A 24,209-nucleotide genomic window follows, 5' to 3' on the forward strand; every position below is an offset into this window, starting at 1 on the left:
CTATTGAGCAGTCCATCCTGCATCTATAGGAAGAGTTGCGCCCGTAATAGAGCCAGCTTCTTCTGCAGCGAGAAACAAACACATTGCCCCAATACTTTGAGCGGAAATAAATTCTTTGACCGCATGTTTGCTGAGAAATTGTTCCCGGGCAACCTGATCAGCTGGTTGCCCGGTCTGTTTTGAAATAGAATTTATTTGCTTTTCAACAAGCGGAGTATTCACATAGCCTGGACAAACAGCATTACATGTGATGCCATAGGGAGCACCTTCAAGCGCAACGGTTTTTGTCAGACCGACAAGGCCATGCTTCGCCGATACATACGCGATTTTCATGGGGGATGCAACAAGTCCATGGGCTGACGCGATATTGATGATTCGTCCGAATTGTTTTTGTTTCATGTACGGCCACACTGATTGAATCAACTGAAAGGGGGCCGTCAGATTTATTCGTATAAGCTCGTCCCACTTATTCCAGGGAAAGTCTTCGATGGTAGCGACGTGTTGGATACCGGCATTGTTAATGAGCACGTCGATTTGTCCCCACTGCTTCTGTATGTCCTTCACCCAGGCGCGAAGTCCATCGCCGTCCAGCATGTTCACCGGAGAGAACATATGCTTTGTTTTGTACTTCAGCGCGATTCGGCTTGCAGTGTCAGCTCCATCGCTTTCAAGTCCGTTAAACGCAACGCAATAGCCTTTTGCGGCAAATTGTTCAGCGATTGAGAGACCGATGCCACTGGTGCTACCGGTAATAAGAACAGTCTTTTGCATAGCTGAATGTAGCGATTGCAACTGACAATGCTCTGTTCCGAGTTAGATTGTGAGTCGCCTATGATACTCTATTGATCATTCTGAAGGCGAGCCCTGGCAGGATTCTGGAAACGACGTAAAGCAGACGCACTTTGCCGACACGGATCTGATATTGACCTGCTTCGACACGGCGGATCATTTCCTTAACCGCCCGTTCTGGAGATATGGCAATCTTCGGTACATGCCCCTCATGCCATGGCGTGTCAACAACCGGCATCATGACCTCGATCACATTAATCGGAGTGTTTTTTAATTGATACCTCAGTACCTGGCTGAAGGAGTGCAGTGCAGCTTTTGTTGCGTTGTAGATCGGGTAAATTGCCCTTGGTGCGTATACTAGTCCCGTTGTTATGTTGATTACTCGGGCGCGCTTTTGCAGCTCCAAGTGAGGTAGAAGCATTTTCGTCAAAGCAATTGGGGCCACGAGGTTTATATCGATCTCAAGAATTGCTTTTTCAACTGCGGCGTCGTCTTCGTGGAAGTCCCCGCGATGAACAATCGCCGCATTGTTTATTAATACGTTGCAGGAAGGATGATTGCTAATTACCCATGATGAAAGAAGTCTGCAGTCTTCAAGTTGTGCGAGATCACAGCGAAAGTAGTCTAGAGTCGGCAGCGTCTTCTTAGCCTCAGCTAGCCTGGCTTCGGATCGTCCACAAATGATAACTTTGTTCCCACTCGATAAGAGTTGTCGCGCGAGCTCCAGGCCAATACCTGAACTACCTCCTGTGATTAACACAGTTTGATTTCGCAATTGCATGCCGCTTTGTTTATGCTGCAAATCAAAACAACGTCAGGCACGATTGCATTAACCTATGTTAAGGTGCAATGCTTTTTTGTGATGCTGTTCGATGCTGCATACAGACATAATTGGAAGTAGAATGGCAATGTCTCCTGATTAAGTGTGTGTCATTGAGAGCGTCTTCCTGATTCTGCTCAACGCTACTGGAGTGATGCCCAAATAAGATGCAACCATGTGTTGTTTGATCCTGGCCTCAAGATTCGGAAATTGTTCACGAAACAAGAGGTATCGCTCTTCAGCGTTGAACACCAGTAACTCTCGCTCCCTTGATTCTTTTTTCGCGTATCCCTTTTCGAGCAAAGCAAGCAAAAAGCGCTGCCAGCATGGGTGCCCGGCATAAAGAGAATGCCAGTGGTGATAGTCAATAGCTACGACGTCAGAATCCTCCATAGCTTCTATAGCAAAGTAGGAAGGGCGATGTGCCTTCATTGCCGTATATGATGTGAGAAAGTTGTTCTCCGGGAAAAAACCTTTAGTGAATTCCGTTCCCTTGGTATCAAGATAATAGTAGCGAAATAGTCCTCTCACAACGAACCCGAAGCGCGTGGGAATTGCACCCTCGCGAATGAAGTATTCACCTCTTTTGATTGTTTCACTAAACGCAATTGCATTGACTTTTGCTTCTTCTTCTGCCGGTAAATCGCAAAGTTGTCGGAGTGCAAGAGCGAAGCTGGAAATCATATAGACGGGTAGTGTGTTACATCTGATTACGGTGAGTTATGAAAAAGGTTCGATCCGTATTTCAGCAAACCATCAGTACATTATCCATTGGTTTGCTGTTGTACGCCGATCCCAGCTGCGTAAAAATGCAACAACCATATGGATTGGTTTGACGCATTTCACCTTGAAATGTGTCGCCATTGGCCCCCATGGATGTCGCCTGGTATAGTGACCTTTGTTCATGGCGCGATAGAAATGCGAGTAAATCAATCAATCTCTAAAATAAGAGGTTGGCGCTGTTTCGGAGAAGTTTTTGTGCGGATTTAGATATTGATAACCTTTAAATACAATGTTATGAATACTGACATGAAGGAAATTGAATTCTCAGCTCAGATTGCAGCACCGGTTAAGAAGGTATGGGACACCATGCTAAACCTCGATACCTACAAACAATGGACGGAGGTTGCCTGGCCTGGATCGTCTTATGAAGGCAAGTGGAATAAAGGCAGCGATATAAAATTTGTCGGTGCCGATGCAAGTGGAACTTTGGCCACGATCACAGACCTCGCACCTTATGACCATATTACCGCTAAGCACGTGGCTTTACTCCAGAAAGGTGGAAGTGAGGATCGCACGAGCCCCGAGGCCAACCGTTGGGTGGGTACGACCGAGAGTTACTACTTTGATGAGAAGAATGGTAAAACAAATCTCAAAGTGAAAATGAAGATCACACCGGAGTGGGAAGAAATGTTTCGGGATGGCTGGCCAAAGGCATTGGATAAGTTGAAACAGCTATCTGAACAATAAACAAGGGCTTTCATTCGGGATCTCTTTTGTGATATAGGCGAATCTGGGCAGGTTGGTTTTGTAACCAGCTTGCTCAGAAAATCGCTTCGACAATAGGTTTATACAAGGGTCTACCCGGGACTAGTAATCAAAATGAAAATCATGTAATCAAATTTGAAAATCATGCGCAAACTGATAGCCGAGGAATGGATTTCTCTGGATGGATATGCCGAGGATGCCAAAGGGCAACTGGATTTCTTTCCTTCGTCAGATGAAAATCGTTATGCAGACGAACAACAGCTTAAGTTTCTTGAAACAATCGACACCATACTGCTCGGCCGAAAGACGTATGAGCTGTTTGTCGACTTCTGGCCAACGGCGACAACTGATAAGGAGATGATCGCTGACAAATTGAATTCTATACCTAAGCTTGTGTTCTCCAGCACCTTGAAGAGTGCGCCGTGGGGACGATGGCCGGAAGCTAAAATCGTAAGCGGAGATGCAATCAGTAAGATTAAAGAGTTGAAGCAAGGGTCTGGAAAAGATATCATTATCTGGGGAAGCATTTCGCTCACGCAGGCGCTCATCAAAGCGAACCTGATTGATTTGTACAAGATCCGAATTTGCCCAACGCTGGTCGGTGGCGGCAAAGCACTGTTTCCTGCGGCCGTTGAATACAACAGCATGAAACTTGTTGAGCAAAACTATCACAAGAACGGCTTGATTAGCGCGTCGTTTGAACCAGAACTGAAAGTTAGCTGACATCTGTCGTTCTGGTAACCGCCGAGTGTGTTTCCAATGATTGTGTTAACGCCTAAAACTCCTTTTGCATGAACCTCTGACTACTTGATGATGTGATCATAAAGTATTTTCATAGACTTTCGCAGCACTAACTTGATGTCTATCTCCTCTTGTGGCCTGCACCCGCTAACGATCACCACAAACCCGAACTTCTTTTTGGGTTCAAAGAACATGGCCGAATAGAGACCATAGGCCGTACCGGTATGACCTTTGAGAACTTCTCCTGGTATTAGGTCGCTGCTTTCACGCATTGCCAGTCCATAGCTTTCGTCGTCTGTAATCTTTGTCCTCATTAATTGAGCATGCTTTGATGACATAATCTTTATCCCGTTGGAGGTACCGTTGTTCATGTGCATCATCATGTATTTGCAAAGATCCTCGGCACTGATTTTCATTCCGCCAGTAGGCGAAAGCACAGGAGTGCTGTATCCCAATTGGTATGTTGCCAGTTGTTCACGTCTTGGCGCATAAGCGTCCGTTGAGGGTATATATTTGCCAGTAGCCGAATCACAGGCATACAAAACAGTAAAGCGACTGGCGTCAAGGGAGTCAACACAATAGCCACCGTATAATCCCAGCGGTTTCAGAATATGGTTTTTTATGCGCATGTCGAAACGTTCACCGGTTAGCCTTTCAATCACGGCGCCGACCATATTATAATTCAGATTACAATAGTCGTACTTTTCGCCTGGGGCGAACGAGCTATAACATTTTGCATAATTTGGATTCTTTGCGGGATTGATGAAATCAAGATTGGTGTAACCCTGACTGTCATTAACACTCGACGTATGCGACATTATCATTCGCAGCGTAATTATTTTGTCCGGATAGTTGGGGTTTCGAACCGTGAATCCTACCAACTTGCTAAAATCGTCGTCTAATGAAACCTTCCCGTCCTCCATTAACTGCATTATGGTCACTGCCGAAAATGACTTCGAGATGGATGCAATTCGAAAGATCGATCGTTCATTAAGAGGAATGTTCTGCTCGCGGTTCTGCATTCCGAAGTTGTGCTTGTATACAATCCTTCCATCCTTAACGGCCACCACAGCAAGGCCTATGATTTCCTGTTCTTCGATCAGTGACTGGAACGCCCCTTCCAAAGCGGGTTGCTGGCCAAACGTTGAAGCAAATAAAATCGAAAAGAGTGCGATAAAAAGAGAGGAGCGCCGATACATGCAGATAGGATAAGAGAGACAGATCTCCAATATATCGATGTTCAACGAAGTTCGAAACAGAATTTTACAGATGTTTTGATTGCTTCCAATGAACGAACTATTCAGATCTAAGACTTTGTGACGGATTTACCCTTGCTGCCTGAATCGTATGCCAACTAATGGTAACAAGCATAATCAATAATGTTGCCCCGGCACTGCCAGCGAACACCCACCACGATAGCGTCGTTCTGTAGACAAAGGATTCCAACCATTGTGATAAAAATAGGTACGCTACTGGAATTGCGATCACGCATGCAATCATTACGAGCAAAACGAAGTCTTTGCACATCAGTTTCCATAGCTGAAAGACCGAGGCGCCTAATATCTTTCGTACACCAATTTCCTTGCTCTTTTGTTCTGCCATGAAAGACGATAATCCGAAGATACCCAGGCAACTGATGAAGATGGCTAGTGATGCAAAGATGGTTGACAGTCTTCCGATGCGTTCTTCATTTCCAAACTTTTCCTGATAGGCGTCGTCAACAAATTGAAAGGTGAAGGGTGCACCTGCATCAAACTTTTTCACGACCTTCTCCATGCCTGCTATGGCTTGAGTAGCGCTCATCTCGGGATTAAGTCGTGCAATGAGTACCCCTTCATACCCCTCGAACAGGTGATATACGTTCGGCCTGACTTCCTGATAGGGATTCCCATTTACAATATTAGCCACAACTCCAATCACGGTTAGTGGATGATCGTGCCAGCGGATAATCTCACCAACAGGATTTTCAAGTCCAATGAACCGGGCCATAGCTTCATTGATAATGATAGCGCTGGTATCGGATGGAAAATCAGTCGAGAAATCACGCCCATGCATAATCGTCCAGTTGATGGTTTTACCATAGTCATGACTCACAGCATTGGTGTTAAAGTCAACCGAAAGATTAGGATCTTTTCCCTTCCAATCGAATCCGCTGCTTGAAGAATACGCAACGGTGGTTGTGGAACCTGCCTCTGCCATTCCTATAACTGAGCCTGAATTTATAAGTTCATTCCTCACTGCGTCCATGCGCTCACGAGTACCGTTGAACGGCAGCCACATAGATATCAGACCTTTTGAGTTGTAACCCATGGGCCTGTCCTTTGCATGCTGGATTTGCATATAGACTATGGCCGTTCCAACGATCATTAAAGTGCTGATGGCAAATTGTACAGTGACCATTACTTTTCTAGATATGAATGCGCCGCTGCCAGCCTTGAATACGCCTTTAATTACACTTATGGTTCTGATCGCTGACATATAGAATGCCGGATAGCTCCCTGCAAGAATTCCAACGAATACACTAAAGGCAAAGAAGCCGATCCAGAACTTTATATTCATCCAGGGAAGCGACATTTGCTTGCTTGCAATTTCATTGAACCATGGAAGCGAAAGTTGTACAATAAGAAGAGCTATAAGCGCCGAAAACAATGAGGTCATTACTGACTCAAAAAAGAACTGAACAATTAGCTGCCGGCGCAGTGAGCCGATTGCCTTTCGCACGCCAATTTCCTTTGCTCTCTTCTCGGATCGTGCGGTGCTGAGATTCATGAAATTGATGCATGCCATGAGCATAACAAATACGCCGATAGTTCCAAACATCCACACATACTGGATTCTTCCGCCCGCTTCTTTACCTTCCTTGAATTCATCGTGCAGATGCCAGCGGCTCATTGGATGGATGAATAGTGCTGGTTTTTTCTTTGCAAGCGTTTCGTTAACATTCCGAAGTTTCACATCGCGGATCTTTTCAGATGCATGTTGGTAAGACGTTCCCGGATGCATCAGAGTGTAAACGAAAAACATATTTGGTCTCCATGGATCGGTCATGTTTTTCCATTCATTCTTCCTGTAGATCATCTCCCACGCCCCAATGAACTGAATGCCCGCGAACGTGGAGTTCTTCGCGAAATCTTCGTACACCCCAGAGATCGTTACATCCATTCTTTCGTCAATGGAAAATGTTTTGCCAACAGCATCTTCATACTTAAAGAGCTTTTCCGCAAGTGACTTTGATACAAGTACCGACGACATATCGTTCAGCGATTGCTCGTTACCTGAAATGAAGGGCAAATCAAATATGTTCAAGAACTGTGGTTCCGCAAATATTCCATTCTCATATAGCTTGTTTTCGCCCATCGCTACGAGCCATACATTGTAATTCGTAGTCATGGCGATCTCCTCGAAATCGCTACTGTAATTGCTTCTGATTTCACCTGTTAAAGGCCAGGGTAGATTACTCCACATCTGGAGTTCGCCATTGTTGATCAATGTTTGCTTTATCTGACCGATACGGTCATACCGACTGAATTGTTTGTCGAAACTAAGCTCATCCCAAAGCCATAGTCCGATGATCATCGCCACAGCCATACCTACTGAAAGGCCGGTGATATTAATGAAGGTATGAAGTTTGTTCTTCATCATACCGCGCAGTGACGTTTTCGTATAGCTCTTGTACATCATGGCTGACTGAGTGGTTGGTGCCCTAAATGCTTTTATTGAAAATGGTCTGAAGTAGTGGACTACCTGATACCAATAATTGACATTTGCCCGGAAGCGAGAGGTTCCTGCCAGCTTTTCATCGTATTGTTCCAGCAGATCTGCTGTTACCTCTGATCTCAATTCATTCTTGAGAAAGAGATGGAGAAACCAGGTGGCCAGACGAGGAGGCTGCGGCAGCTTGTCGTTCATGATCAACCGAAATTAAACTTCGCGGCAAAGGATGGATGCTGCTTCCAGAGTCCAACTTTAAAATCCAAAGCCTCCTTTAACACTCGTTTTCCTAACGCTGTGACTGTAAAGATGCGCTTCTGCCTGTCGCCTCTGCTGCCGTTGGAATTGACAAGCTCAGACGTGACAAAACCCTTTTTGTCTAGTCTGTCCAGGGTCGAGTGAATGGCGCCGATGGAAACTTCACGTCCGGTTTGCTGGCTGAATTCTTTGGCGATCCTGAATGCGTAGGTCTCACCTTTGGGTAAAATGCCCAGGATAAGCATAACCACTTCCTCAAAATCACCAATTCTGGTCTCGATCATAACTTCATTACTAGATTGTATAACGAAGATAGAGAGCGGAGGTTGTTCATTCTACATATTAGTAAGGAAATATTTTTTGGTGGACTGCAAGTGTGCAGTACGGACCAGAAATTAAGAATTAAGAGTTAAGAATTAAGAATTCGCTATCGCTCTTACGGGCAGGATTATCGGCCACGACCTCTGGTCGCGAGCACGGCGGCGTTCAACCGATAGCTAATTCTTAATTCTTAACTCTTAATTCTTAATTTTTTTGTAACCCTCCGCACTTGTTGAAGTACTGTTTGTTGACGAACTTCATCACATGCTCCGAAACTATCTCACCATCGCCTGGAGGAACCTTCTTAAGAAGAAAACCTATTCCGCCATCAACATATTTGGTCTTGCTCTCGGAATTGCATGCTGCCTATTGATATTTATGTATGTCGACTATGAGCGCTCGTTCGACAACTATCACACCAAGGGTGACAGGATCTATCGCGTGATTCATGGATGGGGTAACGATGTTAAATCCACCGAAAACTTTTGGGTGTGGGGCAACGCCCCGATAGGGCCGGCCTTGCAGCGGAATTTTCCGGAGATCGATAAAGTAGTTCAGTTTTCCGGTCGTTCAGATATACTCCTTACCAATGGCGACATCACCCACCAGGAAGACGGAGTCTTCTTTATGGACTCAACTGCCTTCGATGTATTTAGTTGGAAGTTGCTCAAGGGTAATCCGAAAACTGCATTGGCTGCCCCATTTAGTATTGTACTTACGGAATCAACAGCAAAAAAGTACTTCGGTGATGAAGATCCTATTGGTAAATCACTTGTAGGCAGTGAGTCGGCCGGTCGGTCTGATTCCGGAGACTATCTCGTTACTGGGGTAATGGAAGACGTTCCTCCCAACTCGCATTTTCGCTTTAATGCACTGTTATCGATGAGCACATTCAGGAAGTCGATTCCCGATGTGTTCACGAATTGGGGATACGTCGATTTCTATACTTACTTCCTGGTGAACGAACAATTTGATCGCGCAAAATTTGAGGCCAAGATTCCGGAGTTTCTCAAGCGCGAAACCAATGATCCGAAAAGTGAATACCGTGTCGTAGTCGAGCCACTGAAGGAAATGTATCTCGGAACAATTTGTCAGCGACAGCCCGGCGAGACAGGTAGTGTTCCCAACCTATATATTTTTTCGGTGATTGGTCTTTTTGTACTGGTTATCGCGATCATCAATTTCATGAATTTGTCGACGGCTCGCTCTCTGGAGCGCAGCAAGGAAGTTGGCATTCGTAAGTCCATCGGGGCCGACCGCAAGAATCTCGTCTCACAATTCCTCGGGGAGTCTTTTATTATAGTTGCACTGTCGATGACTGCGGCGATTGGAATCGTTGCACTGGCGCTTCCCGCAATGACCAACATCACGGGAAGACTACTGGACGTGTCACATTTCGTCACGCCTCAAAATATAGGAATACTCATCGCGGCGACATTTGCTATTGGCGTAATTGCCGGATCATATCCATCATTCGTTCTGTCGGCATTCAGCCCGGCCTCAGTTCTTAAAGGTCTTAGCAAATCTCCTCGCGGAGGAGTAAACCTGCGAAAAGGGTTGGTGGTTTTTCAGTTCAGTCTTTCGATTGCTCTGATTGCCGGGACAATTGTCGTCACTTTTCAAATGGATCATCTTTTGAACAAAGATCTCGGCTTTGATAAAGAACGCATGCTCATTCTCGATTACAATTATGATAGCCGAGTTAATAAAACGCGCGAAGTTTTGAAAACTGAGTTGGAGTCTAATCCAGATATCCTCTCCGTTGCATTTTCGAGAAGCGTGCCGGGCAGCTATTTCCCGAATGCATACACGGAGATCATTGCTCCGAACGGGCAGTTAACAGGAATGGCCCAGCCAATTTTTCAGGTAGGCATTGACTTCATTAGTCATTATGGGCTTAAACTTGTTGCAGGGCGATCCTATTCACGTGAGCATCCATCAGACACAATCGGTGGTATAGTTATCAATGAGGCGGCCGCCAGGCAATATGGCTACACCAATCCAGCAGATATCGTTGGCAAAAAATATAAACAGTGGGGAAGGGAAGGAGAAGTAATCGGAGTGGTAAGGGACTTTAACTACATATCGTTACATCGAAATATCGAGCCCTTGACGTTGCCTTTTGAACCCTATGCTTGCCGATATATCTCCTTGAAGATCAAATCAACGGACTTGCCAGCGACCATTGAGGCAGTTCGTAAAACCTGGAGTCAACTCGCGCCCTACAGGCCGTTCCTGTACAGCTTCCTGGATGACGACTTTGATAAGCAATATCAACGCGACTTCAATTTCCGATCACTCTTTTCTATCTTCTCCACACTTGCGATTTTCATAGCGTGTCTTGGACTATTAGGACTAGCCACTTACACTACACAGTTGAGGATCAAGGAAATCGGCATCCGCAAAGTGCTTGGTGCCAATGTGGGTAGCATTGTTTCATTGTTGTCGAGGGACTTTATGGTACTTATCCTGATGGCCATGCTCATTGCAACCCCTGCCGCATGGTATAGCATGAACAAGTGGCTGGAAGGATTCGCCTACCGTGTGGAGATGCACTTCTGGATTTTTATATTAGCGGGTATCACTGCTGTGATCATTGCAGCTGCCACCATAAGCTTTCAGGCAGTAAGGGCTGCCCGTGGTAATCCAGTAGACTCGCTACGAAGCGAGTAGCCGGATAGGATCATTAATTGATCACTTCGCTATTGACCAGGCCATACCATCAGGTACTCCACCGACATCGAGTTTAGACGTTACCTCAAAAGTTTTCAGATCAACCACGGCAATGTAATTGTCTGCAGAACAAGCCACAAATGCGCGTGTTCCATCCGTATCCATCAGTATCCCTGCGGCACCGCGTCCCAGGCTTAGTTTCTTAATCTGTTTTTGAGTCGATACTTCAATGATGAAAAGGTCTCCTGTCGATAGACTGGATACAAACGCATACTTGCCATCTGGCGTGAACTTCAGGCGATTTGCACCCATTACCTTTGCATCGATCTTCTTCTCCTGCGTTTTCGTTCTAAGGTTCACAACGGTGATACTACCATCTGAACTTGCTGCTGTCCACAACTTGCTGCCGTCAGGCAATACGTCGAAGCCTTCAGAACCAACCGACGCCGGTATAACTTTCTGAAACCAATCTGTCCGGGGCTTCGCTGTTGCAGGTGCATTTGGAGGAGGCTGAATAACTGTATCTGAAAGAATACTAACCGTCCCCGATGACATGTTAGTCGTGTAAATCTTCCGGGCGTCTGCAGTTACGTGCAGCATATGGGTCCTGTCCTGACCGGTGCCCATTGACCAATCAAGGTTGCTCGTTGCAGGGTTGTATCGGCCGACCGCCTTAGAGCCTTCTGCGGTAAACCACAATTTATCATGCACATAAGTAACATCGTGCGGCCCGAAGAGCGGCCTCGTGTCAATTGTCGGAAGCGCTTTCTTATTGACGAGGTCGATCACATTGATTTCATGAAGCGTGCCACCACCATATATTGCTACATATGCAATCTTTCCATCCGACGATGCGACTACCTCATGGGGATCTATTCCAACAGGAACACGACCCAGCACCTTGAGCGTCGCAGGATCGACGATTGCCAGGGTATGGTCGGCCTTCGACAGTGCAAGCAGCAGTTTTTTTCCTGTTTGCGCATGACAATTCATCATGCAAACAAAATACAGTACTGCAGAGAATGTTGTAGCAATATTATGATTCTTCATATTTCAGGAGAATAGTGAGATATGAAGATAATGAATTTCTAAATCCACCCAGTAGCCGGACAACGGCAGTGCGAAAACAACTTGACCCGCTCTTGAACGATTGAAAGCCTGGTAACCTGGTATCGGACTATCGCGGCCACTCCTGAATAACGATGCCTAACTGTACGTCGGTCAATGCAAACTCCCGGGCGCCCCATGGGCGGAGTGTAATCTGACTTAGATTGGGATGCAAAAAGTGTGGATGAGATGCTGCAACCTTACGGTAAACAGATTCGATATCTTCGGTTACGAGGCGGAATTCGGGATTGTGCTCTTTTGCAAGGTTTGCATTTTCAAACAGATTAATTCGCAGACCGTCTCGTTCAACTACAAAGAATGGGTTTCTTGATTTTCTGTCGTCGTAGGTGATTTTGAATTCAAGACAATCGACAAATAGCTTTGACGCTTCCGCGATGTTCTCGTAAAAGACATTGGGAACTAACCTGGTGAATCGCATAAGTGGAAGTGATGTTTAATTTTTAAAATCTTGTTCTAAGATTGGTTACATGGCAAGGGGAAGATTTCTGCTTTTGTAGTTTCACGAAGTCGAATTTACCTCAAGTGAGAACTCTGCTCTGAGTAGTAATCGAAAATTTCCTGCACTTCTTCATTTGACAAGTATTCGAAATGATGCTTTTCAAGTACCTCCTTCTCAGAGGCTTTCGACCTCAGGATGAGAAGTTCAAATGCCTCCTTTTTCTTGTCGTACTCTTCAACATGCTTATTAATAGCAAACCGCTCGTAGGCCGTCGCCATGGTTAACCATATCGCTATTTCCCGGTCGGGTTCACTATAGCGCTTGAATTTATCAATGGTTTCTGTAAGGGTGATTTTTGCAACCTCATCGAATGCAAAGTGTATTCTCTTTACTTTCTCGAGCTGATCATCAGTCAAGGCATTATGAGAAGATGCACCGGGGTGGTGGGTCGCATTTGTAACGACGTCGTCCGTGTCTCCTGTGTTGGGTTTACAGGCTGTGTAAAGCAGAAGGCTTAAAAGGAGTAATCTGTTTACGGAACGCGGCAAACGAATCATGACGCCGCGAATCTACGGAAAATGCAACGCTGTTAATGCGATCGGAAGGTCATGCTCTGGCGGCACTCGCCTTCTTGTGCCTCGAAGCCTTTGTTTTCACCAGGGCATCAAGCATATCACTGAGCCTGTCAATAAGGAACATCTGCCGAACCACGTTGAGGAACGTCCGGAATATAGCGCTTGGGATTTCAATGAATGCTACGCGGGGATAGCGCAATGCAATGATAAGCAGTGCCAACCCTGCAACCGCAAATACTCCGTTAACTGTTAGTTCTATTATTCGAATCATAGAAATGGGGATTTATAAACTAACAACGGCGATCATCTATACACCGGCGCAATGGTTTGTAACCCCAGTTGTACGGATCATTTCGTGCTTTTTGAAAATATTCCTATTGAAATCCCTTGTTAAGGAAAGTTTATCGGCATACTCGCTATATTGCCTCCGGCAAAAACAACGATTAAAGCAGGACTTTAGAATCGATTGTTATGCCTTTTCCAACGCTCACGCAAGCTCAACTCAAAGCCGTACAGACTCTTTGTGGCGCACTGTTTCATTCGTTGGTTACGTACAATGACCCGGCGCATTTCATTACCGACCATCTCTTTGACTGGCTGGATTTTACCGTTGGCCAACCATACCATTGGCAGCTGCATGGCAATGGCTTCACGATATGTTGCCGGCAAGGTGTTATTGAATACAAACACGATGACTACAACACCCATACCCGAAAGGTTATCGTCGGATTGATGCGAAACGCAGATGTTGAACTTAGCAGTGTTGACTAATGATTCAAGGGTAGTCGCACAACAACTACTGTTCCTTCTTTCTGGCGGCTCTCAACTACTACTGTCCCGTTTAGAAATTCTGTTTGTGACTTGATCAGATATAGACCCAATCCTTTACCATAACGTTCCCCGTCGAATGTCTTATACATCTTGAACATGTCGTTCCTTACACGCTCGACGTCGAAGCCAATACCGTTATCACGTACTGTAAGAACGATGAAGTCTCCGTCAACCTGAGTGCGAACAGAAGCCCGTAAATCGCGATCGAATGAACGATATCGCAGTGAGTTGCTAATCAGGTTCAGGAATATGCTGTACACCATGGAACGAACGGAGATAATTGAGGGAGCTTGTGAGAAATCGATATCGAAATTTTCAAGTTCCATCGTGTCACTTATTTCAAGTGCACTTTTTGTTTTTAACCATAACGAGGAAAAGTCTATGCGTTCCGTTGTAACATCGGCTGACTGATGAATAGTCAATATACTGTTCAGATCACGAACAACTGTATCGATCTCCAGTCCAGAGTTCTTCAACTTTTCCAAAATGTCATCCAGGTCGCCACCCCAGGAAGGACGTTCTATGTCGATGATATCCACAAGACCAAGCATCCTTGCTATTGGAGCTCTCAGCCGATGAGAAATAGCATAAGAAAATGCCGTGATCTCATCGTTATGACGAAGTAACTCCTGGTTTGCCTTCCGTAAGTTGATAGTGGCTTCATTAACTGCCTTTTCCAATTCCACCTTTTGATTAGAGATAAGGGCATTGGCCTCCATTAATTGCTCCTGATTGGCTTGCAACTCTTCGAGATAGCTTGCCGCCTGCGCTTCGGATTGATGTACAATGCGCCTCAGCACCATCGCTCCGGCCGTAATACCAAAAAAGGTCAGGCCAGTGATGTAGTTGATATAATAGTACGAACGTCCGCTGAAGCCTTTCTGATAATATCCCACATGAAGAAGTTCGTGAAGGGGATCAAAGAATTCTATCAGCAGAAAGATTAAAGCGAGGCAGATGTAGGTACTTTTCCACTCACTTACATCAAATATCAGACAGGGTACAATAGAAAATAGGATCAGAATGAACCGTGCATCGTAATAAAGAATGTCTGTAAATGATGTTTCAAAGATTTTTGGAAGCAACGCGGCCACTACTGTGAGTACAGGTCCGATCAACGCCAGAATCATTCTACCCGTTATTGGCCTGTAACTGTTTATGAGAGGAATACAAAGGAAGAATATTCCAATGCCAACAATGATCGGAGTATTAATGCCTGGCCCGAATAGTAACAAAAGAATAATTACCAGCGTGAAAGAGAGTAATGCGAGAATCCGCGATAGAATATTCGCAATAAGGACACTTCGCCTGGTAAGCTCACCCATGTTTCTCCAACTTGTAATACCGAGAGTGTAGTTGCAATAATGCGGCAACTAAGGAAAGGTCGGGTACTTAAGCTAACCTTATTGAATTTATATTCCAACAGGATCCGGATAGTTGGAGACTTTAGGGACTATTGGCTTGAGCCACGCAATGTGATTCTCTGTTTGGGAAAATGTCAGCAATAAGTGAGTCACCATTTTGTTTGAGGAGCATCGCTGTGTCCGATACTTTGTATTCGGATAAGATCGTTGCTCACAGTAAACTCCTCAAACAAAACAATGATTCAGAATTTACGGATTAATGTCAGGTTTGAACTTTGCCGTTAATGGCGGTGTCCTAGTTGATAAGTGGTTGCAATTTGTTTTTCAGGTATTGCGTCCAGCCTGGCGCGCAGGAGTCGTAACATTCCACCTCTGGAGTTAGCCCCTCATGTGTAAAGGTTAACTCTGTCTTCTTACCAGATTTATTAATGTCAAAGATCACTTTTGTGCCTAACCATTCGTCGGGTTGCTCAAGAAAGGATAAGTTGCTGTGAGTGATAAGCCAAACTATTCTTTTGTCGGGAACTACTTCCACTAACTTTTGCTTCGTGTAGTGCGCTCCGTCAGCTGCGCGGAAAGTAAACTCATCATTGAGCTTTTCCGAGTGACCTGTTATCTCCTCTGAATAGAATCCCGTCCACCACGCGCGTACGTTGGTAATTGCCTGAAATACATCAGCAGGAGATTGTGCGGATGTAAGTGTTAAAGAGAAGTTTTTAGTAGCCATATCGTTAACTTTTTGTGTTGAAGTTTATGTCCCAAAGGTATAGGAAGGATGACCGGGACCGCGGGTGCGGAATGGACTTACTGGCGGGTTGATTCAGACGAATTTTTTGCCGGTCGCCACCGAAATCATTGTTCTTCGGGAGAAAGTTCACTAAATATAGGTGTGCTTCCCTATGGAAAGGAAATCGTTTCTGGCCTCGTTTCTATTGCTGCCGTTCGCGAGAATATTCGAACGCCAACGTGTTGACATTGCGAAGGAATGTAAAACACAACGCGATGCGGAAGGCCCATACTATAAAGAGGGCGCACCGTTAAAACCGGTTATCGAAACTGATGGCGAGGCGTTAACAATCTCAGGAACAATATTCAAGGCATCCGACTGCTCTATGCCGGTTTCAAATGCAATCATTGATATCTGGCATTGTAACTCCCACGGCGTTTACGATAACGATGGCTTTAAATGCAGGGGTCTCGTGAAGTCGGACGATAAGGGCCGTTACACATTCAAGACGATCTTCCCACCTTCTTATGGGTCACGGCCGAGGCATATTCATTTTAAAGTGCGAGCAACGGGCTTTGCGGAGCTAACATCGCAGATATATTTCAGGGGCGATCCTCAAATTCAAAATGATTTTGCAAGGAAGGCGGAAACAAGCAGAGTAATCTCGTTATTCAAGAAAGAAAACATTCTGCACGGCGACTTTGATATCTACATTTGAATAAGGACGTGTATGATCAGCTATCCAACGGTAGTTCCCGCGGTTACAAAAAGCATCAACCAAACTAACTGATATAATATGAGACCCATCAAAAAGACCATCTTGCTTTTAACATGTCTTAGTTCCGTTCTGTTTGTGTCGACTGTCCTTGCACAGGGCGACAAAGCATCCAGGCCTAGTCCTCCGGCCACTGCCAAGGGAAAAATCGGAAAGGCCAATGTCACTATTGATTATAGCAGTCCGTCCGTGAAGGGACGAAAAGTATGGGGAGATTTGGTTCCCTATGATAAGGTATGGAGGTTGGGAGCGAACGAAGCCACTATATTTACCTCTGATGCAGAACTGACGATACAGGGTAAAAAGCTTCCTGCTGGCAAATACAGTCTTTTTGCCATTGCAGGGGAAAAGGAATGGACATTCATCTTTAATTCTGAGACAGGCCAATGGGGTATTAAAAGGAGCGGTGAAGCGAACCTGGATCGTGCAAAGGATGTTTTGACCGTAACGGCAAAACCGAAAAAATCGGCATCTGCGAACGAAAAGATGCTTTTCGAAGTCAATGGAAGCGGCTTCACGCTAAAATGGGAGAACCTGGAGGTTCCTGTGGCTGCTAAATGAGGTACGCCGCTCTTCATAATTGAAACCGATTTGGGGCTTCTTTAACCAGGGCCTTATATCGTCGATATCACTATCATTCTTTTACAGCTAGACTCCTAGGCATAGCTACTGCAGCCATCGTAAATGATGGCTGCTTTTTTTATTCAACCTTCCGGACCTCCACTCCTCAATTTTTGTGGACATTCCTCCACACTTTCCGGCTTAGAAAGTTTGTTGATCGACTGTCATAGCAGTGGCACGCATTTTTATTAGCCTCTACGAACTGGAAATAGCGTTTTGGCTTTGCCTCCCTTGGATGTTCCAGTAGTTTTATCGGTTTGAAAAGATGCAATTATGGAATTGATTCAAGACTTAAGGCGAGAAACAGAGAGTTCTCACCGCGCACTCGAAAAGGAATTAGTAAAGAAAATTAAGGCCGTGCGAACCCGGGATGATTATGTCGATCTTCTCCATCTGATGCATGGCTTTTATGGAGCGATGGAGTCACTACTTCTTGGCTTTATGTCCGAGGAGCCCGGACTCGAATTCCACAAGCGCAGAAAGGCAGAATGGATTGCGGCTGATATTAAGTCCGAAGGTGGAACAGAGACAGAAAGATATTGTCAGGATCTGCCTTCTATTGATTCTTCGACATCGGCGCTTGGAGCTTTGTACGTGCTCGAAGGCTCAACCCTGGGTGGCCAGATCATCGCCGCAATGTTGAAGAAACAGCTGTCAAGAGATTCAGATCATGGAATGTCATTCTTTTTCGGATATGGCAATGAAACACCACTTATGTGGGAACGCTTTAAAAGCCACTTGAACAAAGAATTTACTGTGCGGCAACGTGGTGATATTCTCCGCGCAGCGACGGACACATTTAATTCATTCTTCAATTGGGTACAACTATATGAGTTTGAGAAGACTGATGAAATTCGTAGGTGAGTCCCTTTCGCATGCAGAAAACAGGTGCGCTGCCTCAATTAACAACAATAGCGATCGCCGACCAATAAGATTATGACACAGAAGAATTATGATTCCGATTTTTGCGGTAAAGTACCTATTCACCTAACCAACCTCATACAATCTTATGGTGTCCTGGTAATTGTCGAGACTGAACGATATGAGATCGTACAGGTAAGTGAAAATGCTTCTTCCATTTTTGAGGGGCGACTTGATTCTTTGTTGCGCAAACCTTTAGCTTCATTTATTAGCGCTAATGCCTTTAATGATCTCCGTTCAAAGCTGAATGAAACCAGCAAGAAGATCCCGGGCATCTGGGAGCTGAATGGTCAGCAATATCTTGTGCTCATTCACAACAAGGGTACTCATCTCTTAATCGAAATAGAACTTGAGCCCGTGTCACTTTCAAAGCGCGACACCTTTATCGAAGTGTATCAGGAATTGAAGTACGCGATGCTCGCCATTGAATCGACTTCTTCAATTGAGGACGCCTGCAAAGTCGCTGCTTTCGAGTTAAAACGCATTTCCGGTTTCGACAAGGTAATGGTCTATAGTTTTGATTCGGAGTGGAATGGAACGGTGATGGCTGAATCCCGTGAAGCCGATATGGAAGCTTATATGGGATTCACTTTTCCAGCGTCTGATATTCCGAAGCAGGCAAGAGATCTGTATCTGAAAAATCCATATCGATTGATTCCAGATAAGGACTATGTGCCGGTGAAACTGTTCCCCGTGATCAATCCATTAACAAAGTCGTTCCTGGATTTGTCAGATTGCAATCTTCGAAGCGTAGTGGCAGTGCATATTGAATATCTGACAAATATGGGAGTGACTGCTTCGATGTCGACGCGCATTCTGCACCAGGGGAAGTTGTGGGGTCTCATCGCCTGTCATCATAAGGTGCCAAAGTTTCTAAGCTATGAGATGTGCTCGATCTTTGAGATGCTGTCGACGGTAATATCAGCGAAAATATCTTCCATACAAAACGAGCAAGCCTTGTTAAGGGAAAATGCAATGGGAAGTGGGTACGCTGCGCTTCTTGAAAATGTCTATAAGAATAGCCGGCTGGATGAGGCTTTGCTTTCGGAAAGTGGATTGATGGAAATCTTTAATGCCACTGGTGTTGCTATCTCCCGGAATGGCCGTATCAAAACGGCTGGGATAACGCCGTTGCCTGAACAACTAGAGGAACTGTTGTTATGGCTCCATACGAAGCAATTGCGGTCGACCTTTCACACGGATAGTCTGAGTAGCTTGAACGATTATGCAGTGGAGTATCGGGAGATCGCCAGTGGCATGCTGGTCATCCCAGTCAACTATATAAAGGACAGCTATGTCCTGATCTTCCGGCCGGAGAAGATTCGCACGATCAATTGGGGTGGGAATCCGGATGAGAGAATAACTTTTGATAAAGACGAGAAAAACTATCATCCGCGAAATTCATTCAAACAATGGCAACAACTCGTGAGTGGAATAGCCCAGCCGTGGCGTGATGAGGAAGTTGCCAGGGCGGAAACTTTGCGAAGCTTTATTTATGAATATGAAACGTCGGGTCAGGGTATTACCGAGTAGTCACCTAAGGAAGAATAGCTAAAAACTCATGGATCGCGACAAACATTTTATAGTTGCCATCGGAGCCTCTGCTGGCGGTCTCGAAGCTATACATGAATTCTTCGATAACATGCCGGAGGCGAAGAACATGTCTTTTGTGATCATTCAACACCTTTCTCCAGATTATAAAAGTCTTTTGGTCGACCTCGTTTCTCGCCATACGCATATGAAGGTGTATGAGGCAACGAGTGAGCCGAATATAGAACGCAATTGCATTTATGTAATCCCCAACAACAAGTTCATCACAATAAAGGGCTATAAACTTGTACTTACAGATAAATCACCATTGAAGTTTCCTAACAATGCGATAGATGTCTTTCTTGAACCATTGGCTCGTGAGCACAAGCAGCAGGCCATTGCTTTAATCCTTTCGGGAACAGGCACTGATGGCACGAAAGGTATCAGCGCTATCAAAGAACATGGCGGCATGGTGATCGTTCAGGATCCTGCCTCCGCACGGTTTGATGGAATGCCAAACAGTGCGATTGCTACCGGGAACACCGATCATATTTTGACCCCCAGAGAAATGCCGGCACAAATCCTTTCCTATGTAAAGGAGATGGATGACACAGCCCCTGCAGAGATCGATGACGACACGCTGATGCAAATCTTCGGAATAGTCCAGCAGCAATCCGGATTTGATTTTCATTACTATAAGTCTCCTACCGTAACACGTCGCATCTTTCATCGGATGCGAAAGAACAATTTTAGAAATCCGAGACTCTATGTCGAACATCTCAGGAGCAACCCAGGCGAGAGTTTAAACCTGGGTAAAGACCTGCTTATTAATGTGACAAGGTTTTTTCGGGATACGGATGCCTTCGGCATATTGAAGGCTGAGGTATTGCCCGCCATACTAAAGAAGAAAGAAGATAAACAGATTAAGATTTGGGTATGTGCCTGCAGCACGGGAGAAGAGGCATATTCGATTGCCATGCTCATAGAAGAGTGCATAGCTGAGCTAGGATATGAAGATGTTTCCTTTAAGATATTTGCATCGGATGCAGAGAGGTCCAATATAGAGATCGCCAGTAAGGGACATTATCCGGCAATTATAGCAAATGATGTTTCGGACGAACGGCTTCAAAAGTTTTTTGTCGCTACATCTACCGGGTACGCAGTCAAGCCTGTGCTGAGAAAGAAAATTGTGTTTGCCGTTCACAACGTGATTCACAATCCGCCATTTGTAAAGAATGATCTTGTGACGTGCCGTAACATGCTGATCTATATGAATCCGAGGCTACAGGAACGCATTTACTCGGTGTTGCTTTTTGCGGCCAATATCAACGGATATCTATTTCTCGGTCCAACTGAAAATCCGAATCCTATTGTTCAACACCTCAAGGATGTAAGCACGAAATGGAAGGTTTTTCGAAAGATTTCAAATGCTAAAGTCTCCCCACTCCTCGGCGATATGAAGGATGGTCACCCGAGGTCAAATGGTAATGGCCAGGTGAAAGGGGAGAAGGTTTCTCGGCTGCCGGATCTGTGGGAAGAATTTAAGAGCAATCTGTTTTCGGATTTCAACTTTGCTGCTTTTCACATCGACAGGAACTTCGAGATAAAGGACGCCGTCGGCAATTACGATCGCATATTGGCGCTGCCGAAAAAAATACTTAAGCTGAATCTGATTCGTATGCTCCCGTCAAGCGTCTCAAGCCGGTTGGTTGCTGAGATTAAGAAGGTTTGGAAGTCTGATGACAAAAAGGTCGTAAGGAATCTGTCGTACACAACCGGTGACAAAACTTTCTACTTACAGGCACTTATTCAGTCCGAGTCACATAGCAAATTGAAGAACTACACGCTGGTTGCATTTCATTTTATGGAACTTGAAACTTCTACGGTATCAGTTGCAACTGGACATTCCGACAATGCCACCAGCGAATATGTTCTAGCGCTCGAGGAGGAACTGAACGAAACCAAGAACAATCTTCAGTACGCCATTGAAGACCTTGAAACGGCTAACGAAGAGTTGCAATCGAGCAATGAAGAGCTTCTTTCAGCCAATGAGGAATTGCAAAGTTCAAACGAAGAGTTGCAGTCTCTCAACGAGGAACTTCATACCCTTAATACAGAGCATCAGCTTAAGATCCATGAGCTGGTTGAATTAAACGATGATTTGACCAACTATTTCAGAAGTAGTAATGTGGCCCAGATCTTCCTGGATAGGAACATGATGATCCGGAAGTTCAATCCGGCAGCTTTACAGGTGATTAACCTTATCGATAGTGACCTCGGCCGGCCTATTAATCATATCTCTACCAACGTACGGTATACTGGACTGATTGCTGATATTGAACTGGTACTTAAGCATCACGAGACTATAGAAAAGGAGGTGGAACTGCGCAATGGGACGAACATGCTCTTGCGCATTATGCCATACGTTACAAAAGAACTTCAGCGGTCAGGAGTGGTTATTTCATTTCTTGATATCACTACTGTCACCAACCTCAACAATATAATTCGTGGTGTGTTCAACTCCAGCCTCAGCGCGATCTTCGCACTTCAGGCGGTACGTGACGAACAGCGGAAGATTATCGACTTTTCCATAGAAACAGCTAATCATACGGCCAATCGATTATTGAAACAGGATGGCGGAAGCATTGTCGGTAAACGCGTGTTGATCGATTTGAACATCGCTTTCTTTACTTCATTGTTGCAGCAAATGGCTAAGGTTGTGGAGCGCGATGTATCATTGCATACCGACGTATACGATGAAGGCAATAGTCTATGGTTTGAAGTTACTGCCGTGAAAATGAAAGACGGTTTGGTGGCCACAATAACGGATATCACTCAAAAGAAACAGGCAGACGAAAGACTGAAAAAGAACTACATAGAACTTATCTCTACAAAGGATTCTTTGAAGTCGCTGAACGCAGAACTGGAGAATAAGATCACAGACCGAACGCGTCAGCTGTCAGAGAGTGAAGAGAGGTTTCGCATGGTCGCGCGTGCTACCAACGATGTTATCTGGGATTGGGATATCGTAAACAATCAGTTGTGGCTTAGTGATGCATTCTGTGCAAATTTTGGTTATGAGAAGTCACTGATAACCCGCGCAGAATGGTTAAATATGGTGCATCCGGACGAACGCGACGAGGTTGATGATAACATTTTGCATGCATTGAACGCCGGAGTCACGCAATGGACAGGGGAATATAGATTTAAGCATGCATCGGGTAGCTATCACAACGTACTGGACAGGGGTTACGTTATGCATGATCAGTACGGGACTCCTTATCGTATGCTCGGCTCTATTCTGGATATCTCTGAAATTAAGAAAGCGGAGATGGAGATTGCCAACAATGTCGCACAGCGGAAATTTCTCGCCGAGTCCATGCCTCTTATTGTTTGGACGGCAGCAGCTGATGGTGCTGTTGATTTTGTTAACCGGCACTTCGAATTGTACACAGGGTTAAGTTATGATCTTGCGATAGGGAAAGGGTGGGAGCAGGCAATTCATGCCGATGATCTTGACCGTTTGCAGCATTCGTGGTCGTCGAATATTGAAAGGGGCTCTGACTTTCAGGAGGAGCTGCGAATTCGTCTTAGTGACGGCACTTATCATTGGAACATTCTTAGGGCTAAAGCACAAAAGGACCCGGCCGGCGCAGTTGTAAATTGGGTCGTTACGACTATCGACATTAATGACCAAAAACAGCTGAGCGAAGTGCTCGAGCGCAAAGTTCAGGAACGTACTACTGAACTAAGAAACACGAACTACGCACTTGAGGTAAGTAACAACGACCTTCAGCAATTTGCTTCGGTGGCCTCACACGACCTGCAAGAACCGCTGCGGAAGATTCATATGTATGCCTCAATGATAAGAGACCGGAAGGCGTCACTTGCAGAAAACGGCACTACGTACATCGAGAAAATCCTCGCATCATCATCGAGAATGAAATCGATTATTACCAATATCCTCAATTACTCCAAGCTCTCTGCAAAGGACATAAATTTTGAAACTACAAATATCAGAAAGTTGATAGATGAGATCCTGGATGATCTCGAAATAGCGATTCGCGAGAAAAACGCAAAAGTGTATGTGTCTGAGTTCCCGTTGATCGAGACCGTGCCAGGACAAATCAGGCAGGTGTTTCAGAACATTATAGGTAACTCGTTGAAGTTCTCCAGACCGAACACTCCACCAGTAGTTCGGATTGATGCTGTGAGAACTGCAGCCAACGATCTAAATTCCCAGCGGCAGGAAGATGGGCCATGGTGTAGAATTACAATAGCAGACAACGGCATTGGATTCAATCCAAAGTTTGCTGAACAGATCTTTTTGATCTTCCAACGTCTGCATTCCAAAGATACTTATGAAGGCACTGGTATCGGACTTGCTATCGCGAAGAAAATCATCGAAAAACACAATGGTATTATTTCAGCACGAGGTAACGACGGCGAAGGTGCTATCTTTACGATTGTTCTCCCCGTTCATCAATCAACATAGAT

Annotated in this window: 21 protein-coding genes; 9 read left to right on the forward strand and 12 right to left on the reverse strand. The window is 45.1% G+C overall.

Annotated elements, in window-relative coordinates:
- From WBG78_RS03725 to WBG78_RS03735, 3 genes are all read right to left on the reverse strand, one after another.
- The gene (locus tag WBG78_RS03725) at nt 1-771 is read right to left on the reverse strand and encodes a 3-hydroxybutyrate dehydrogenase (protein WP_337325025.1); all 771 of its coding nucleotides are present in this window, start codon (nt 769-771) and stop codon (nt 1-3) included.
- Nucleotides 772-829: 58 nt separating this feature from the next.
- Complete coding sequence (locus tag WBG78_RS03730; protein ID WP_337325026.1) at nt 830-1,570, reverse strand: SDR family oxidoreductase; 741 nt, start codon at nt 1,568-1,570, stop codon at nt 830-832.
- Nucleotides 1,571-1,708: 138 nt separating this feature from the next.
- Nucleotides 1,709-2,293, reverse strand: a complete 585-nt coding sequence (locus tag WBG78_RS03735; RefSeq protein WP_337325027.1) for a Crp/Fnr family transcriptional regulator — start codon at nt 2,291-2,293, stop codon at nt 1,709-1,711.
- Between the two features lie 333 nt (nt 2,294-2,626).
- Between WBG78_RS03735 and WBG78_RS03740 the strand changes: the two genes are divergently transcribed.
- On the forward strand, nt 2,627-3,079 hold the full coding sequence (locus WBG78_RS03740) for an SRPBCC family protein (protein WP_337325028.1): 453 nt from the start codon (nt 2,627-2,629) through the stop codon (nt 3,077-3,079).
- Nucleotides 3,080-3,241: 162 nt separating this feature from the next.
- On the forward strand, nt 3,242-3,820 hold the full coding sequence (locus WBG78_RS03745; protein ID WP_337325029.1) for a dihydrofolate reductase family protein: 579 nt from the start codon (nt 3,242-3,244) through the stop codon (nt 3,818-3,820).
- An 80-nt stretch (nt 3,821-3,900) separates the two neighbouring features.
- Here the strand turns inward: WBG78_RS03745 and WBG78_RS03750 are convergent, their stop codons facing one another.
- From WBG78_RS03750 to WBG78_RS03760, 3 genes are all read right to left on the reverse strand, one after another.
- Nucleotides 3,901-5,037, reverse strand: a complete 1,137-nt coding sequence (locus WBG78_RS03750; protein WP_337325030.1) for a serine hydrolase domain-containing protein — start codon at nt 5,035-5,037, stop codon at nt 3,901-3,903.
- 97 nt (nt 5,038-5,134) lie between these two features.
- A complete protein-coding gene (locus tag WBG78_RS03755; RefSeq protein WP_337325031.1) occupies nt 5,135-7,747 on the reverse strand; it encodes an ABC transporter permease in 2,613 nt (870 codons plus the stop codon).
- Between the two features lie 2 nt (nt 7,748-7,749).
- Nucleotides 7,750-8,091 (reverse strand): PadR family transcriptional regulator, encoded by a 342-nt coding sequence (locus WBG78_RS03760; RefSeq protein ID WP_337325032.1) that lies wholly within the window; start codon nt 8,089-8,091, stop codon nt 7,750-7,752.
- A gap of 301 nt (nt 8,092-8,392) precedes the next feature.
- Here WBG78_RS03760 and WBG78_RS03765 point away from each other — a divergent pair, with 301 nt between their 5' ends.
- A complete protein-coding gene (locus WBG78_RS03765) occupies nt 8,393-10,801 on the forward strand; it encodes an ABC transporter permease (protein ID WP_337325033.1) in 2,409 nt (802 codons plus the stop codon).
- Nucleotides 10,802-10,822: 21 nt separating this feature from the next.
- Here WBG78_RS03765 and WBG78_RS03770 read toward each other — a convergent pair whose 3' ends face one another.
- The 4 genes from WBG78_RS03770 to WBG78_RS03785 form a co-directional block, all read right to left on the reverse strand.
- Nucleotides 10,823-11,851 carry a YncE family protein gene (locus WBG78_RS03770; RefSeq protein WP_337325034.1) on the reverse strand — a complete coding sequence of 343 codons (1,029 nt, stop codon included), beginning with the start codon at nt 11,849-11,851 and terminating at the stop codon, nt 10,823-10,825.
- 127 nt (nt 11,852-11,978) lie between these two features.
- Nucleotides 11,979-12,347, reverse strand: a complete 369-nt coding sequence (locus WBG78_RS03775) for a hypothetical protein (protein WP_337325035.1) — start codon at nt 12,345-12,347, stop codon at nt 11,979-11,981.
- Nucleotides 12,348-12,442: 95 nt separating this feature from the next.
- On the reverse strand, nt 12,443-12,925 hold the full coding sequence (locus tag WBG78_RS03780; protein WP_337325036.1) for a hypothetical protein: 483 nt from the start codon (nt 12,923-12,925) through the stop codon (nt 12,443-12,445).
- A 49-nt stretch (nt 12,926-12,974) separates the two neighbouring features.
- Nucleotides 12,975-13,214 carry a hypothetical protein gene (locus tag WBG78_RS03785; protein ID WP_337325037.1) on the reverse strand — a complete coding sequence of 80 codons (240 nt, stop codon included), beginning with the start codon at nt 13,212-13,214 and terminating at the stop codon, nt 12,975-12,977.
- A gap of 200 nt (nt 13,215-13,414) precedes the next feature.
- Between WBG78_RS03785 and WBG78_RS03790 the strand changes: the two genes are divergently transcribed.
- Nucleotides 13,415-13,714, forward strand: a complete 300-nt coding sequence (locus tag WBG78_RS03790; protein WP_337325038.1) for a hypothetical protein — start codon at nt 13,415-13,417, stop codon at nt 13,712-13,714.
- On the opposite strand, the gene WBG78_RS03795 is transcribed toward WBG78_RS03790, so the two are convergent.
- Nucleotides 13,711-15,099, reverse strand: coding sequence for a sensor histidine kinase (locus WBG78_RS03795; protein WP_337325039.1), 1,389 nt, complete (start codon nt 15,097-15,099; stop codon nt 13,711-13,713). The genes WBG78_RS03790 and WBG78_RS03795 overlap by 4 nt on opposite strands.
- A 334-nt stretch (nt 15,100-15,433) precedes the next feature.
- Nucleotides 15,434-15,865, reverse strand: coding sequence for an SRPBCC family protein (locus WBG78_RS03800; protein ID WP_337325040.1), 432 nt, complete (start codon nt 15,863-15,865; stop codon nt 15,434-15,436).
- 172 nt (nt 15,866-16,037) lie between these two features.
- Here WBG78_RS03800 and WBG78_RS03805 point away from each other — a divergent pair, with 172 nt between their 5' ends.
- The 5 genes from WBG78_RS03805 (at nt 16,038) to WBG78_RS03825 (ending at nt 24,207) form a co-directional block, all read left to right on the forward strand.
- Entirely contained in the window at nt 16,038-16,583 is a 546-nt protein-coding gene (locus tag WBG78_RS03805; RefSeq protein ID WP_337325041.1) for a dioxygenase family protein, read from the forward strand.
- A 78-nt stretch (nt 16,584-16,661) separates the two neighbouring features.
- Nucleotides 16,662-17,201, forward strand: coding sequence for a DUF2911 domain-containing protein (locus WBG78_RS03810; protein ID WP_337325042.1), 540 nt, complete (start codon nt 16,662-16,664; stop codon nt 17,199-17,201).
- 333 nt (nt 17,202-17,534) lie between these two features.
- Nucleotides 17,535-18,125 carry a biliverdin-producing heme oxygenase gene (locus WBG78_RS03815; RefSeq protein WP_337325043.1) on the forward strand — a complete coding sequence of 197 codons (591 nt, stop codon included), beginning with the start codon at nt 17,535-17,537 and terminating at the stop codon, nt 18,123-18,125.
- A 72-nt stretch (nt 18,126-18,197) separates the two neighbouring features.
- Entirely contained in the window at nt 18,198-19,715 is a 1,518-nt protein-coding gene (locus WBG78_RS03820; protein WP_337325044.1) for a GAF domain-containing protein, read from the forward strand.
- 28 nt (nt 19,716-19,743) lie between these two features.
- A complete protein-coding gene (locus tag WBG78_RS03825) occupies nt 19,744-24,207 on the forward strand; it encodes a chemotaxis protein CheB (RefSeq protein WP_337325045.1) in 4,464 nt (1,487 codons plus the stop codon).
- Nucleotides 24,208-24,209: the final 2 nt, after the last annotated feature.

Origin of the sequence: Chryseolinea sp. T2, from assembly GCF_037203685.1 — a bacterium.
Classification (GTDB): domain Bacteria; phylum Bacteroidota; class Bacteroidia; order Cytophagales; family Cyclobacteriaceae; genus Chryseolinea.